The following is a 13,880-nucleotide window of genomic DNA, read 5'->3' as shown; positions in this document are numbered from 1 at the left end:
AGGCGCCGCCCTTACGCCCCGCCCTTCTGCGCCACCGTCGCCGCGTCCTGGTGGTCGAACTCCGGCACCAGCCGCGACAGCTGCGCCAGCGCGAGCCTTCCATGCCCGCCGCGCGCCGCGCTGGCGATCTCGTCCAGCGCCCGCGCGACCAGCGCGGCATCCGCCGTCCTTGGCGTCGCCACCAGCAGGCCCGGGAACTGCGTGGGCCTGGGCGGCTCCTGCCCGTGAAACATCTCCTCGAACAGCTTTTCCCCCGGGCGCAGGCCGGTGAAGCGGATCTCCACATCCTCGTCCGGCCGCAGCCCCGCCAGCCGGATCATCCGCCGCGCGAGGTCCACGATCTTCACCGGGCTGCCCATGTCGAGCACGAAGATGCCGCCCTCGCGCAGCTCCGGCGGCGCATCGGCCCGGTCCACCGCGCCGACCACGGCGGCCTGGAGCACCAGCCCCACCGCCTCGCGCACCGTCATGAAATAGCGGCGCATGTCCGGATGCGTGACGGTCAGCGGCCCGCCGCGCTCCAGCTGGCGCCGGAACAGCGGCACGACGGAGCCGGTGGAGCCGAGCACGTTGCCGAAGCGCACGGTGATGCAGCGCATCCCCTGGCCGCTCTGCCGCGCCTCGCGATCGAGCGCCTGGCAGTACATCTCCGCGAGCCGCTTGGAGGCGCCCATCACGCTGGTCGGGTTCACCGCCTTGTCGGTGGAGATGAAGACCATCAGCCCGCAGCCCGCCGCGCGCGCGGTATCCGCCACGATGCGCGTGCCGTGCGCGTTGGTGAGCAGCCCCTCCAGCGGGTCGTTCTCCACCATCGGCACGTGCTTCAGCGCGGCGGCGTGGAAGACGAGCTCCGGCCGGAACTCCTCCATCAGCCGGCGCATGCGCGCCTCGTCGCGCACATCCGCCAGCACCGAGCGCCTGACGACGTTGGGATGCCGCTCCGACAGCTCCAGGTCGATCTCGTAGAGCACGTATTCGCCGTGATCGAGCAAGGTCAGCACCGAGGGCCCCAGCGCCGCCACCTGCCGCGCCAGCTCGCCGCCGATGGTGCCGCCGGCGCCGGTCACCAGCACGCGGCGGCCCTGCACCAGCCGCGCCATGCCCTCGCGGTCGAGCGGCACCTGCGGCCGGTCCAGCAGCTCCTCGATGGAGACGGGGCGGAGGCTGATCTTCGTCGTGTCCTGCGGCCGCGCCGCCTGGCCGAGCATGGTCGGCTGCGGCGCGCGGCGGATGGGCACGCCGTGATGGTCGGCGGCGTCCAGCAGCGCTTCCAGCATGGGGCCGTTGAGGTCGGAGGAGGCCAGCACCAGCAGGGACGGCAGACGCCCCTCGTTGCGAAGTCCCTCCAGCACCGCATCCGTCTCCTCGATGGTGCCGAGGATGGGATGGCCCTGGATGCGCCGCGCCACCTGCCGCGAGCGCCGGGCCAGGATGCCCTGCACGCGATAGGCCGGCTTCCGCTCCTGCTCGAGCGCGCGGATGAAGAGGTCCGCCTGGTCCACGCCGCCGACCACGAGGACCGGCTGGGTGTCTCCTTCCTCGGCGATGCGGCGGATGGCGCGCACCCGGCCGTTGAGGCGCGGGATGCCGAGCAGCCCGGTCAGCGCCATGGCGTGCAGGGCCGGGAAGGCGTGGTTGGGCGAGTGCCAGGCGCCGAGCAGCCAGAGCACCGCGGTGAACAGCGCCGCGGCGCCGACCGAGGCGCCGAGCACCTGCAGCAGGTCGCGCACGCCCGAATAGCGCCAGTATTGCTGCGGCAGCCCCAGCGCCCAGGCCGGCGCGAGCATGGACAGCGCCGCCAGCGGGATGCCGAGCCCCCACCAGCCCTGGCCCGGCCAGCTCCCAGGCCCGGCCAGCAGCAGCGCGACCGGGAGCGCGACGACGGCGAGCGCCGCGTCGAGCGAGAGGTTCAGCAGGATGCGCGAGGGGGCCTTAGCCATTCGGCGCCTTATAGGTCCTCCCCGCTTCGCCCTCAAACATTCGGTGCCGGCTGGATTTCCGCGGCCCCGCCAGGAGGCCGCGATACAGATCCACCAGCCGTGCGGCCTCGGCCTCCCAGCCCCATTCGCCCCGCGCCGCGCGCCAGCCCGCATCGCCCAGCCGGACGCGCGCCGCCCGGTCGGTCAGGGCGGCGATGCCGGCGGCGATGCAGGCCGGGTTGGTCACATCCACCAGCACGCCGCAGCCGGCGTCGCGCACGATGCCGGCGACGCCGGTCGCGAAGGCGGGGGCGATGACCGGCAGGCCGATCGCCATCCCGTCGAAGAGCTTGTGCGGCAGGGCGAGGCGATGATTCTCCTCGCCCGGCTGGAAGAGGACGAGGTTCACGTCCGCCTCGGCCGCCGCGCGGGCGAGGGCGGCCTCGGCCGGCATCCAGCCGGCGACCTCGATGCGGCCGGCCAGCCCTGCGCGCGCTGCGGCCTCCCGGAATTCCGTCTCGCTGCCGTCGGTGAAGCGGCCGATGACCAGCAGGCGCGTGTCGGCCGGCGCGAGCGCCATCGCGGCCAGGAGCTGCGGCCAGCCGCGCTTCACGCCGATGGCGCCCAGATGCAGCAGCGTGATCGGCCCCTCGCGATGCTCGCGGCGCGGCAGGCCGGGTGGGATCAGCGCATGGTTGCGCACGGCTACGAGCGGCGTGCGGGCGGAAAAGTCCCCGGCCAGCCCGTCCTTGGCGAGGACCACCGCGTCGGCCACACGCCCCATCGCCCGCAGGGCGAGCCGCAGGGCCCCACGCGCCAGAGGCCGCAGCGCCGCCGGCAGGCGGGTGTCGAGGCGCGAGGGGTAGTGCTCGTGGACGTCCAGCACCACGCGCGCGCCGCATCGCGCGCCGGCCGCCAGCGCCACGGCCCAGGAATCCGGCTCGGAGGCGTGGATCACGGCGGGCCGCAGCGCCACCGCGCGGCGATACAGCGCCGGCAGCCGCCTCAGCCGCGATGCGCCGAAGACGGTCTCGATCGCCACGCCGGCCACCGGCGCCCGAGGACCGCCAGGCCCAGGGCACAGATGCGTCACCGGCCAGCCGGCGGCGGCCAGCGCGGCCCCCTCCTTCCGGACCACGCGCATGTCGTCGGCGGGATGGGCGGCGGAGAGCAGCAGGATCACGCGCCGGCCCAGCCCGGTTCCGGGGCGGAGCGCGGGGTCATCGCGCCCTCGGCGGCGGCCACGAAGCGCGCGGCCAGCAGCCGCCGGTCGAAGCGGCGGACCGCGAGCTCCCGCGCCGCCCGGCCCATTGCCTCGCGCCGCGTGGTATCGCCGGCGAGGCGGGACAGCGCGGCGGCCATCCCGGCGGCATCCGCGCAGGTCTCGCCGGCGCCGCCGGACAGGAGGCGCTCGGCCTCGCCCGGGACGTTGGAGAGCACGGGCAGGCCGGCGGCAAGGTAGTCCATCAGCTTGTTCGGCGCTGTCCACTCCGCGAATTCCGGCACGGGCGCGAGGCACAGCAGCCCAGCCTGGCTGCCCGCGAGCAGCCGCGCCAGCTCGCGCTTGGGCATGGCGTCGAGGAAGGTGATGTTGCGCAGCCCGCGCGCCGCCGCGTCGGCCATGAGTGCCGGCTTCTCGCCACCCTCGCCGACCAGGACCAGCCGCACGCGCCGCTCGCCCGCCACGCGCAGGCGGGCCGCCACGTCCAGCAGCCGGTCCAACCCGTTCGCGCGGCCATGCGCCCCGGCATAGACGGCCAGGATCTCCTGGCTGCCCGCCTCGTCCGGCCGCCAGGGCGCGACCTGCGGCCCGAAGAGGTCGAGGTCGCAGCCCTGGCCGATCACGTGCAGCCGATCCGCCGGCGTGCCGCGGGCCAGCGCCGTGGCGCCCATCCCCTCGGTGAGCGCGACCACGGCGGCAGCGTTGCGGCAGGCCGCGCCGGCCAGGCGCTCCATGGCGGACAGCACGCCCGGCGCCCGCAGCCCGAGCGCCGCCGGCAGCTCCGGCCAGGGATCGCGGATCTCGAAGAGGAAGGGCGTGCCGCGCAGCCGCCGCGCGGCCAGGGCGGGCAGGGCGACGGTCAGCGGCGTGGAGCTGGCGATCACCAGGTCCCATTCGCCGCGCGCGGCCATCCATCCGGTGCTGATGGCATAGCGCAGGAAGGCGCCGGTCCGGGCGGCGAGGCCCATCGCATTGCCGCAGGGGATCGAGAACTCCACCAGCTCGAAGCCCGAGACGCGGCCGGAGCGCCGCCCGCGGCGGAACGGCCCGGACAGGCCGGTGACCGCGCCGGAAAACTGTCCGCAGGCCAGCGTCACCGCATGGCCGCGCTGGGCCAGGGCGCGGGCCATCGCATGGCTGCGCGTGCCTGTGGTCCCCTCCGGCGTGGAGAAGTGCTGGTGCAAATAAAGGATGCGCATCTAGAGGCGCCGTCGAGGGCGCCAACCCCCCATCAGTTCGAGGGTCCAGGGCCAAAAGCCCTGGCGGGGAGAGCGCGAGAGGGGCGGAGCCCTCTCGCATCGACAGCGCAGCGTCTACCGATGCAGCGCACGGATCGCCGAGATCGCCCGGAACTGCTGCGGCACCGTCATCGCGCTTCCCGAGGGCAGGCACAGCCCCTGCTCGAACAGCGCCGCCGCCACTTCGCCGCCCACCGAAGGCGCCCCCCGGAAGGCGGGCTGCAGGTGCAGCGGCTTCCAGACCGGCCGGCTCTCGATCCCCTGCTCGGCCAGGGCGAGGCGGACGGCCTCGCGGTCCATGCCGAAGCGCCGCGGATCCACCAGCATCGCGCTCAGCCAGCGCGTGGCGCGCGACCAGCCCGGCTCCGGCATGAAGGAGAGGCCGGGCATGGCGCCCAGCGCGTCGACGTAGCGCCCGAAGATGGCGCGGCGGGTCTCGACGCGCTCCTCCAGGCTCGGCAGCTGCGCGAGGCCGACGGCCGCCAGCACGGAGCTCATGGCGTAGTTGAAGCCCGTCGTCTCGTGCTGGTAATGCGCCGCCGGCTCCTTCGCCTGGGTGGCGAGGTGGCGGGCCCGGCCGATCAGCGAGCCGTCCGCCGAGAGCAGCGCCCCGCCGCCGCCGGCCGTGACGATCTTGTTGCCGTTGAAGCTCACCGCCACGAGGTCGGCGCCATGGCCGGCCGACTTGCCGTGCTGCCGCCCGCCCAGCGCGCAGGCGCTGTCGGAGAGCACGGGCACCCCCCAGCGCGCGCAGGCGGCGCGGATCGCCGCCATGTCGGAGGGCTGGCCGTAGAGGTCCGCCGGCACCACCACGCGCGGCAGCCGGCCCCGGCGCGCGGCGGCCGAAAGCTCCTCGCGCAGCAGATGCGGATCGAGCGTCCAGCTGGTCGGGTCGACGTCGAGGAAGCGCGGCGTCGCGCCCATCTGAACGGCGGGGGCGACGGTGGCGACGAAGGTGAGGGTGCTGGTCCAGATCTCGTCGCCCGGCTCGACGCCGAGCAGCCGGTAGCCGAGATGCAGCGCGGCCGTGCCGGAGCTGAGGGCCAGCGCATGAGGCTGCTGCATCACGCCCGTCAGCACGGTCTCGAAGCGGGCGAGGGTGGGGCCCGCCGGGGCGAGCCAGCCGGATTCCAGCGTCTCGCGCAGGGCGTCCAGCTCGGTGCCGGCCAGATGGGGCGGCGAAAGATGCAGCGGCGGCTGCGGCGCCGGCCGATCGCGCCGGAACGGGAGGATGGGAGCAGAGGAAAGCGCAACGGATGGTTGCACAGGCGCCATGCTGGCTTACTCTCGGTTAACGAATGACCGCCAGCAAACCGTTGATTGTTAAAGGTTGCAAGTTATACGTGCATCGCCCTCTAAAGAATCAACCGCCTTCCTGGGGATAGATGCATACACAACATATCGCCAGGCGAGACTCGTCAGAACCGCAAGGGATTGTGTTTTCGACCTCAAGCAGTGCCTGAGGTCTGACCGCGGCGATTTTGCCACAGTTGAACAAAATCGATCGGGTTGAGCATCACCGGCGGGAAGCCGCCGCTGCTCGTCACATCCGCCAGGATGTTGCGCGCAAAGGGAAAAAGCAGTCGGGGGCATTCGACCAGCAGCACCGGCTCCAGATGCTCCTGCGGGACATTGATGGTGAAGATCCCGCAATAGGTGAGCTCGGCGATGAAGCACTGCGTGCCGTCCGAGGCCTTCGCGTCGGCGCGGATGATCAGCGAGATCTCGAAGACGTTCTCCCCCTCCTGGATCGGCCGGGCCTGGACGTCGAGCGCCAGGTCCACCCGGGGCTGCTCGCGCAGCGTCGCGAAGATGCCGGGGGCGCCGGGCACCTCGAAGGAAAGATCCTTGGTGAACTGGATGTTGAGGGTCAGCGGCAGCGGGGGCTCGCCATTGGGCGGGTTGGGAAGCTGGATCGGCTGGTCGGACATGTGCGGCCCCTCGGGAGGAGTTTGCAGAAGGAATTTGCGGGAGGCGGCTACCACGGGGCCGGCCGGGCCGCCAGAGCGGGCGGGATCGCAGGGCAGCAATTCGCGCTGCGGGTTTGCCGGCGTCTTTGCGCAGTGCGGCATAAGGCCTATCTTATGCTGCGATGCCGTTGTCCTCCCCCTCGCCCCGGAAGCTCTCGCATCTGCGCGACATCTCGCTGCGCGGCTATGCGCGCGAGGACGGGCAGGTCGACATCGAGGCGCACCTCACCGACACCAAGACCTACGGCTTCCCCTCCGAGCACCGCGGCGACGTCCTGCCGGGCGACCCGATCCACGGCATGTGGGTCCGCATGACGGTGAACATGGACATGAAGATCACGGCCTGCGAGGCCGTGTCGGACCACACCCCCTTCGCGGTCTGCCCGGGCGCCACGCCGAACTTCGCGAACCTCGCCGGCCTCACCATCGGCGGCGGCTTCAACCGCGCGGTGAACGAGCGGGTTGGCGGCGTGCTCGGCTGCACCCATCTGCGGGAGGTCATCGCCCAGATGGCGACGGTGGCCTTCCAGACCGTCTGGCCGATGCGCAAGGCGAAGCAGGACGCGCAGCGCGAGGCCGAGGCGGCCGGCGCGCCGCCGGAACGCCCGCATCTGCTCGGCACCTGCCACGCCTATGCGCCGAACAGCCCGGTCGTCCGGCAGAGGTGGCCGGAGTGGAGCGACCTCGCCGAGAAGGCCGAGAGTCCCTAACTGACTTCCGAGGGGGCGCGCAGCGTCAGCGCCAGCGCGTGCAGCCCGCCGGAGAATTCGTCTTCCAGTGCCGCATGCACCGCCCGCGATCGCGCCACGCGGTTCATGCCCGTAAAGGCTTCGCTCACCAGCAGCACGCTGTAATGCGTCTGTCCGCCAGGTCGCGCACCGGCATGACCCGCATGCTTTGCGCTGTCGTCCACCACCTCGATCCGTGCCGGCGCGAAGCGCGCCGCCAGCACGGACCGGATCCGATCGGCCCGATTGTCCATGACCCCAGCTTTCGCCCGCGAACGCGACGTTGCCAACCCCGTCCCGTCCACTCATAAAGTCCGGATGGCGCGCCGCGCGAGCTTCCAGCCCCAGACCGACCCCAAGGCGCCGCCCCGCGGCTGCGCCTCCCCCGGCTGCGAGAAGCACGGCGAGTTCCGCGCCCCCAAGGACCGCGCGCTGCGCGAGTACCTCTGGTTCTGCCTGGACCATGTGCGCCAGTACAATGCCGGCTGGGATTTCTACCGCGGCATGGGCGAGGCCGACATCGAGACCGCCATCCGCTCCGACACCGGCTGGCAGCGGCCGACCTGGCCCCTGGGCCGGCTCGGCGGCGGCACGCGCATCGACCCTGACGTGATCGCCGATCCCCTGGGAATCCTGCGCGACACGGCGCTGCACGAGAAGCGCCGCCAGCCGCCCCGGCACGAGGCCCCGCCCGAGCTGCGCGCCGCGCTCGGCCTGCTCGACCTGGAATGGCCGCTCGATCCTGCGGTCCTGAAGACGCGCTACAAGGAGCTCGCCAAGCGCTACCACCCGGACGCGAACGGCGGCGACCGCAGCACCGAAGAGAAATTGAAGGATATCAACCGCGCTTATTCGCTGCTGCGCCAGCGGGTAGGGCGTGCGATGGACGCCGCGCAACCTGCCCACGCAGGATAGGTCAGCGGCGTGGACCATGCCGGGTAGCCGTGGGACGCAGGCTGCCCTAACATCCCCGGACACCCAAATGCAACGAAGCGGAAGCGTGATGACGAAGCTGGCCCAACTTGGCGATGTGAGCCCGACCTCGGCGATCAATGTGCCGGATATCACCGTGAATGCCCGCGAGGTCTTCGGCGTGGACATCGACATGCAGGTGCCGGCCTTCTCGATGCGCACGGAGCACGTGCCGGAGCTCGACACCTCCTACCGCTTCGACAAGGAGACGACGCTGGCGATCCTCGCCGGCTTCGCCTTCAACCGGCGCGTGATGGTCCAGGGCTACCACGGCACCGGCAAGTCCACCCACATCGAGCAGGTGGCGGCGCGCCTCAACTGGCCCTGCATCCGCGTGAACCTGGACAGCCACATCTCGCGCATCGACCTGATCGGCAAGGACGCCATCGTCCTCAAGGACGGCAAGCAGATCACGGAGTTCCGCGAGGGCATCCTGCCCTGGGCGCTCCAGCATCCCTGCGCGCTGGTCTTCGACGAGTACGACGCCGGCCGCCCGGACGTGATGTTCGTGATCCAGCGCGTGCTCGAGGTCGAGGGCAAGCTGACCCTGCTCGACCAGAACCGCGTGATCCGCCCGCACCCGATGTTCCGCCTCTTCTCCACCGCGAACACGGTCGGCCTCGGCGACACGACGGGCCTCTATCACGGCACGCAGCAGATCAACCAGGGCCAGATGGACCGCTGGAACATCGTCGCGACCCTGAACTACCTGCCGCATGCGCAGGAGACGGAGATCGTGCTGGCGAAGCTCGGCGTGACCAATGATCCGAAGATGAAGAAGCAGGTGGAGGCCATGGTGGCGCTCGCCGACCTGACGCGCGCGGGCTTCATCGCCGGCGACATCTCGACCGTCATGTCGCCGCGCACGGTCATCACCTGGGCCGACAACACGCGCATCTTCGGCGATGTCGGCTTCGCCTTCCGGCTGACCTTCCTGAACAAGTGCGACGAGGCCGAGCGCTCGACGGTGGCGGAGTACTACCAGCGCTGCTTCAACGCCGAGATCTCGACGGGGCTGTACAAGAAGGCGAGCTAGACGACGGGATCGGGGCAGGCCGCAAGGTCCTGCCTCCCCCAAGTGCCTGACGTGGTGCGGCGCCTTCGCCGCCTCGATCGAACGAGCTGAACATGTCGAAGCAGGACCTCACGCGGCAGGAAGAGTTCAAGCGCGCGACCGCCGGCGCCGTCCGCGCCATCGCCCAGCAGCAGGAGGTGCAGGTCGCCTTCCAGCCCGGGCCGGCCGGCGTCTCCGGCAAGCGCGCGCGCCTGCCGCTGCCCACGCGATCCCTCCCGCCCGCCGAGATGGCGAAGCTGCGCGGCGCCGCCGATGCCGTCGCGCTGAAGCTGCGCCACCATGACGAGGCGGCCCATGCCGCCCGCGCGCCCTCCCGCAAGGAGGCGCGTGAGGTCTTCGACGCGCTGGAGGATGTGCGCGTCCAGGCCGTCGGCAGCCGCCACATGGCCGGCGTCGCCGCCAACCTCCGCGCCCGCCTGGTCGAAGAGGCCGAGGCCGAGGGTTACGACCGCATGACGCGGAAGGACCAGCTGCCGATGCATGCGGCGCTGGCCCTGCTGGCGCGCGAGCGCATCTCCGGCGAGGCCGTGCCGCCGGCCGCCGCCCGCGTGCTCGAGATGTGGCGCGAGACGCTGGACGAGAAGGCCAGCGCCGCCATGGACGAGCTCGCCCACACGGCGACGAACGACCAGGACGCCTATGCCCGCGCGGCGAGAAAACTGCTGACCGCGCTCGATCTCGCCGAGGCCGAGGTCGACAGCGAGGCCGACCAGGACGAGGAAGGCGACGAGGGCGGCGACCAGTCCTCCCAGCAGGATCAGTCCAGCGCCGGCGAGGCCCAGTCCCAGGAGCAGGAATCCATGCAGGGCGCCGAGCCCGAGAGCATGGAGGGCGAGGCGGCCGACGAGGAGGCCGAGGAGAGCGAGGAAGAGGGCGCCGCTGCCGAGGGCGACGAGAAGCCCGGCGGCCCGCAGGCCCGCAAGGAAGTCCCGCAGACCGACGACAGCTCGCGGTACAAGCCCTTCGCCACCCAGTTCGACGAGGTGGTCGAGGCCGAGGACCTCTGCGATCCCGAGGAGCTGACCCGCCTGCGCCAGCAGCTCGACCAGCAGCTGCAGCACCTGCAGGGCGTGGTCTCCAAGCTCGCCAACCGGCTGCAGCGCCGGCTCATGGCGCAGCAGCAGCGCGCCTGGGAGTTCGACCTGGAGGAAGGCCTGCTCGACGTCGCGCGGCTCGCGCGCGTGGTGGCCAACCCCACGCTGTCGCTCTCGTACAAGCGCGAGCGCGACGCGGATTTCCGCGACACGGTCGTGACCCTGTTGATCGACAATTCCGGCTCGATGCGCGGGCGTCCCATCACCGTCGCCGCCATGTGCGCCGATATCCTGGCCCGCACGCTGGAGCGCTGCGCGGTGAAGACCGAGATCCTCGGCTTCACCACCCGCGCCTGGAAGGGCGGCCAGTCGCGCGAGAAGTGGGTGCAGGAGGGCAAGCCGCGCAACCCCGGCCGCCTGAACGACCTGCGGCACATCGTCTACAAGGCGGCCGACGCGCCCTGGCGGCGCTCGCGCCGGGCCATCGGGCTGATGCTGCGCGAAGGGCTCCTCAAGGAGAACATCGACGGCGAGGCGCTGAACTGGGCCTATCGCCGGCTCCTCACCCGCTCCGAGCATCGCCGGATTCTGATGGTCATCAGCGACGGCGCGCCGGTGGACGACAGCACGCTCTCCGTGAACCCGGGCAACTACCTGGAGCGGCACCTGCGCGAGGTCATCAAGGAGATCGAGGGCCGCAGCGCGGTGGAGCTCATCGCCATCGGCATCGGCCACGACGTCACGCGCTACTACCGCCGCGCGGTGACGATCGTCGACGCCGAGGAGCTGGGCGGCACGATGATGAAGAAGCTGGCCGAGCTGTTCGACGAGGACGCCGCCGAGGCCTGGCATCGCGCCGCCGCGGAGCGCGCGCCGCTGGTGGCGTAAAGCAACGGATATGGGTGCAGGGAACGCTGTTCCCTGCTGGGGGGTTGGCCGCGAAGCGGAGACAACCGAGGGGGCAAAGCCCCCTCCTTTCGCCTTGATTGCCAGGCACACGCCGCCGCGCACCTCCGGATGACCCTGGCTTGATCCGTCGCCGCCATCTTTTCGCGGGCCTGTCCCTGCTGTCCATCGGCTCGGCCGGAGCGACCGGCCCGGTCGCGACGCCGCTGGAGCTCGCCGCGCCCCGCAGCAGGAAGCTCCTGCCGCTGGGCGGACTGGAGCTGAACACCTCCGCCTGGGGCTTCGGCGGGCTCTCGGCGCTGAACCTGGCGCCGGACCTCACCCTCACCGCCCTCAGCGACCGCGGCCGCTGGTGGCGCGCGCCGCTGCGGCTGAGCGGCGGGCGGCTCTCCGGCATCGGCGCTGCGACCTTCGGCCCGCTGCGCGATGCCGCCGGCGCGCCTCTGGGCCAGTCGGCCAATGCCGATTCGGAGAGCCTTGCGCGGCTCCCCAATGGCGACTGGCTGGTCGGGCTTGAGCGCTGGCACCGCATCCTGCGCTACCGCGACCTCGCCGGCCCCTCCCAGCCCTTCGAGGCGCCGCCCGGGCTGGAAGCCGCACCCCGCAATGGCGGGCTGGAGGCGCTGACCCTACTCGCCGATGGCCGCCTTCTCGCCATCGCGGAGGACCTGCCCGGCGGCGAGCCCGAGACCCGTGCCGCCTGGATCGGCACTTTCCAGGGTCCGCGCATCTCGTGGCGCCGCACGGAATACCGACCGGCACCCGGTCTCGTGCCGACCGATGCCGCAGCGCTCCTGGAAGGCGGCGCTCTGGTCCTCGAGCGGCGCTTCACCCTCTTCGGCGGCTTCTCCGCACGGCTTGCGCACCTGCCCGCCGCCGCGCTGCGCGGCACGGCCCCGCTCTCCGCCGAGACCTGGCTCGACCTGCCGCCCGATGCGCCCGCCGAGAACTGGGAGGGCGTCGCCACCGCGCGGCATGAGGGGCGCACCCTGGTGGCCCTGGTCTCCGACGACAACCAGAGCCCGTTCCAGCGGACCCTGCTGCTGCTCTACGCCATCGCCTGATCCAGCGCCGCCACGCGCTCCGGCGGCAGGGACAGGAAGGCGCGGGCGCCGATGCCCGGAGCCGCCTCGATCACCAGCTCCCCGCCATGCGCCCGCAGCAGCGAGCGCGCCAGCGACAGGCCGAAGCCCAGCCCCCGCGTGCGTTCCGGCGCGCCGTCATGCAGGGCGGGCGCGAGGTCCTCGATGGCCACGCCCACCCCCTCGTCCTCCACGATGATGGAGACGGCGTGCGGCCGCAGGTCGGCGCGGATGTCGATGAAGTCGCCCTCCAGGGTCGCGCGGGCGGCGCGGCCCAGCACCTGCACCACCGCCCCGCGCAGCGCGCGCCGGTCGGCGGTGAGGGCCAGCCCCTCCAGGCTGGGCGTGATGCGCCAATGGCGGGTTCCCGGTCCGAGCTGCGCGCCGGCGATCGCCACCGCCTCCTGCAGGACGGGGACGAGCGCGAAGCGCTCCTCCACGAGGTTGCGCGCCGGCGCGGCCCCGGCGCCCTCCTCGGCGGCCGCATCGGCGAGGGCGAGGAGCTGGCGCGCATCGCCCTCGAAGGCGCGGCCCGCCCCGGTGTCCAGATGCTGGGCGCGGCCGAGCATGGCGAGCCCGATGCTGTTCATGTCGCGCGCGAGGAGGGCGAAGCTCCGGGCCCGGCCCTCGGCCAGGGCGCGCTGCGTGGCGACCCCGGCGACGAGCCGGGCGGAGCGTGAGGAGGCGGCGATGGCGGCGAGGATGCCGCCCAGCGCCAGGACGATCAGGAAGGCGTGCAGGATGTCGAGGGTCATGCCCCGACCATGCCCGGGGGCAGGTTAACGCCCTGCTAAAACGGGCCCGATTCGCTGGGAATCGGGCCCGTTCCGGGAGGTCGTCGTGTCAGGTCCGGACGGTCCCGCGGCGGATCAGGCGGCCGCGGAGGCGGCCTTCTTCGCCTGGGCGCGCACGATGCGGCGCTTCAGGACCAGCGCCTCGGGCGGCAGGTTGCGCGCCGGCGTGGTGAGGAGGAAGGAGTCCAGCCCGCCATTGTGCTCGATCGTGCGGATGCCGTTCGTCGTCAGGCGCAGCTGGATCGACGTCGCCAGCACGTCCGAGAAGAACGAGGTCTCCTGCAGGTTGGGCAGGAAGCGCCGGCGAGTCTTGTTGTTGGCGTGGCTGACGTTGTTGCCGGACTGAACGCCCTTGCCAGTGATGCCGCAGCGGCGAGCCATGATTGAGATCCTGCAGTCAGGCCGCGCGCTGGTCTCCGCGGCCGGTGGAAAACGGAGCCGGGCGTATGCGGCAGCCCGGCCGGTGAGTCAATACCAGAGCCATCCGGCAAGCCTGGCGGGTCAGTCCCGGCCGTCCTTTTCGCGCCGGGTGCGTCGGAAGCTTGGCCCGACGTTCCCGTATCGGGCCAAGCTTCCGACGCCCGACACGAAAAATCCTGGCCGGGCCTTCAGCCGCCAGGCTCGCCGGACGACTCTCAGCGCTTCGGAAGGCTCGGCAGCTGCCGCAGCTCGCCGGCCTCGACGCTGGCCAGGGCCTGGCGGAGCACGCCGGCGATGGCGCGGTCGTCCATGCTGCGCGAGAGCAGGCCCAGCGCGCCGCCCAGCAGCGCAGAGGCGGCCGAGACGGGGGCGATCTGCTGCTCCAGCATGTATTCGATGGCCTTGTCCACGACCGAGCCGGCGTGGCTCAGATCCTCGGGCGCTTCATCATCCATAGTGTAATCTCCAGTCACGCTCGGAAATGGGACGGAAACATCCGCGAGGAAAGCCCCGCGGGAGG

14 protein-coding genes are annotated in these 13,880 nt (G+C 72.0%); 5 read left to right on the top strand and 9 right to left on the bottom strand.

Annotation, left to right across the window (positions count from 1 at the left end; genetic code table 11):
• Nucleotides 1-11: 11 nt before the first annotated feature.
• The 5 genes from AC1ROY_RS00755 to secB all read right to left on the bottom strand — a co-directional run bounded on the left by AC1ROY_RS00755 (nt 12) and on the right by secB (nt 6,310).
• Entirely contained in the window at nt 12-1,940 is a 1,929-nt protein-coding gene (locus tag AC1ROY_RS00755; RefSeq protein ID WP_493146260.1) for a polysaccharide biosynthesis protein, read from the bottom strand.
• A complete protein-coding gene (locus AC1ROY_RS00750; RefSeq protein WP_493146258.1) occupies nt 1,933-3,102 on the bottom strand; it encodes a glycosyltransferase in 1,170 nt (389 codons plus the stop codon). Before AC1ROY_RS00750 ends, AC1ROY_RS00755 begins: the two co-directional genes overlap by 8 nt.
• Nucleotides 3,099-4,340: a glycosyltransferase family 4 protein gene (locus AC1ROY_RS00745; RefSeq protein ID WP_493146256.1), complete on the bottom strand. Its 1,242-nt coding sequence runs from the start codon at nt 4,338-4,340 to the stop codon at nt 3,099-3,101. Before AC1ROY_RS00745 ends, AC1ROY_RS00750 begins: the two co-directional genes overlap by 4 nt.
• Nucleotides 4,341-4,454: 114 nt before the next feature.
• Nucleotides 4,455-5,645 carry a DegT/DnrJ/EryC1/StrS family aminotransferase gene (locus AC1ROY_RS00740; protein WP_493146255.1) on the bottom strand — a complete coding sequence of 397 codons (1,191 nt, stop codon included), beginning with the start codon at nt 5,643-5,645 and terminating at the stop codon, nt 4,455-4,457.
• Between the two features lie 182 nt (nt 5,646-5,827).
• Nucleotides 5,828-6,310 (bottom strand): protein-export chaperone SecB, encoded by a 483-nt coding sequence (gene secB, locus AC1ROY_RS00735; protein WP_493146254.1) that lies wholly within the window; start codon nt 6,308-6,310, stop codon nt 5,828-5,830.
• Between the two features lie 161 nt (nt 6,311-6,471).
• Between secB and AC1ROY_RS00730 the strand changes: the two genes are divergently transcribed.
• A complete protein-coding gene (locus AC1ROY_RS00730) occupies nt 6,472-7,059 on the top strand; it encodes a DUF2889 domain-containing protein (protein WP_493146252.1) in 588 nt (195 codons plus the stop codon).
• Here the strand turns inward: AC1ROY_RS00730 and AC1ROY_RS00725 are convergent.
• Nucleotides 7,056-7,331: a BolA family protein gene (locus AC1ROY_RS00725; protein ID WP_493146250.1), complete on the bottom strand. Its 276-nt coding sequence runs from the start codon at nt 7,329-7,331 to the stop codon at nt 7,056-7,058. The two genes, AC1ROY_RS00730 and AC1ROY_RS00725, sit on opposite strands and share 4 nt — an antisense overlap.
• 64 nt (nt 7,332-7,395) lie before the next feature.
• On the opposite strand from AC1ROY_RS00725, the gene AC1ROY_RS00720 reads away from it, so the two are divergent.
• The 4 genes from AC1ROY_RS00720 (at nt 7,396) to AC1ROY_RS00705 (ending at nt 12,128) form a co-directional block, all read left to right on the top strand.
• Nucleotides 7,396-7,992 (top strand): J domain-containing protein, encoded by a 597-nt coding sequence (locus AC1ROY_RS00720; protein ID WP_493146248.1) that lies wholly within the window; start codon nt 7,396-7,398, stop codon nt 7,990-7,992.
• Between the two features lie 88 nt (nt 7,993-8,080).
• Nucleotides 8,081-9,085, top strand: coding sequence for a cobaltochelatase subunit CobS (gene cobS / locus AC1ROY_RS00715; protein ID WP_493146246.1), 1,005 nt, complete (start codon nt 8,081-8,083; stop codon nt 9,083-9,085).
• Nucleotides 9,086-9,177: 92 nt separating this feature from the next.
• Nucleotides 9,178-11,046 carry a cobaltochelatase subunit CobT gene (gene cobT / locus AC1ROY_RS00710; RefSeq protein ID WP_493146244.1) on the top strand — a complete coding sequence of 623 codons (1,869 nt, stop codon included), beginning with the start codon at nt 9,178-9,180 and terminating at the stop codon, nt 11,044-11,046.
• Between the two features lie 140 nt (nt 11,047-11,186).
• Complete coding sequence (locus tag AC1ROY_RS00705; RefSeq protein WP_493146243.1) at nt 11,187-12,128, top strand: esterase-like activity of phytase family protein; 942 nt, start codon at nt 11,187-11,189, stop codon at nt 12,126-12,128.
• Here the strand turns inward: AC1ROY_RS00705 and AC1ROY_RS00700 are convergent.
• The 3 genes from AC1ROY_RS00700 to AC1ROY_RS00690 form a co-directional block, all read right to left on the bottom strand.
• Nucleotides 12,113-12,901 carry a sensor histidine kinase gene (locus AC1ROY_RS00700; RefSeq protein ID WP_493146242.1) on the bottom strand — a complete coding sequence of 263 codons (789 nt, stop codon included), beginning with the start codon at nt 12,899-12,901 and terminating at the stop codon, nt 12,113-12,115. The genes AC1ROY_RS00705 and AC1ROY_RS00700 overlap by 16 nt on opposite strands.
• A 114-nt stretch (nt 12,902-13,015) precedes the next feature.
• Nucleotides 13,016-13,321, bottom strand: coding sequence for a 50S ribosomal protein L28 (gene rpmB / locus AC1ROY_RS00695; RefSeq protein WP_493146241.1), 306 nt, complete (start codon nt 13,319-13,321; stop codon nt 13,016-13,018).
• A 254-nt stretch (nt 13,322-13,575) separates the two neighbouring features.
• Entirely contained in the window at nt 13,576-13,815 is a 240-nt protein-coding gene (locus tag AC1ROY_RS00690; RefSeq protein ID WP_493146240.1) for a hypothetical protein, read from the bottom strand.
• Between the last annotated feature and the right edge of the window lie 65 nt (nt 13,816-13,880).

The organism is Roseococcus sp. GW821-FHT12F05 (assembly GCF_058806835.1).
This window is presented reverse-complemented; position numbering and strand designations above follow the sequence as displayed.

Excerpts from the sequence above, each read along its gene's own strand:
- AC1ROY_RS00755 (WP_493146260.1), bottom strand. The coding sequence starts at position 1,940 with ATGGCTAAGGCCCCCTCGCGCATCCTGCTGAACCTCTCGCTCGACGCG.
- AC1ROY_RS00745 (WP_493146256.1), bottom strand. The coding sequence starts at position 4,340 with ATGCGCATCCTTTATTTGCACCAGCACTTCTCCACGCCGGAGGGGACC.
- secB (WP_493146254.1), bottom strand. The coding sequence starts at position 6,310 with ATGTCCGACCAGCCGATCCAGCTTCCCAACCCGCCCAATGGCGAGCCC.
- AC1ROY_RS00730 (WP_493146252.1), top strand. The coding sequence starts at position 6,472 with ATGCCGTTGTCCTCCCCCTCGCCCCGGAAGCTCTCGCATCTGCGCGAC.
- AC1ROY_RS00725 (WP_493146250.1), bottom strand. The coding sequence starts at position 7,331 with ATGGACAATCGGGCCGATCGGATCCGGTCCGTGCTGGCGGCGCGCTTC.
- AC1ROY_RS00720 (WP_493146248.1), top strand. The coding sequence starts at position 7,396 with ATGGCGCGCCGCGCGAGCTTCCAGCCCCAGACCGACCCCAAGGCGCCG.
- cobS (WP_493146246.1), top strand. The coding sequence starts at position 8,081 with ATGACGAAGCTGGCCCAACTTGGCGATGTGAGCCCGACCTCGGCGATC.
- cobT (WP_493146244.1), top strand. The coding sequence starts at position 9,178 with ATGTCGAAGCAGGACCTCACGCGGCAGGAAGAGTTCAAGCGCGCGACC.
- AC1ROY_RS00700 (WP_493146242.1), bottom strand. The coding sequence starts at position 12,901 with ATGACCCTCGACATCCTGCACGCCTTCCTGATCGTCCTGGCGCTGGGC.
- rpmB (WP_493146241.1), bottom strand. The coding sequence starts at position 13,321 with ATGGCTCGCCGCTGCGGCATCACTGGCAAGGGCGTTCAGTCCGGCAAC.
- AC1ROY_RS00690 (WP_493146240.1), bottom strand. The coding sequence starts at position 13,815 with ATGGATGATGAAGCGCCCGAGGATCTGAGCCACGCCGGCTCGGTCGTG.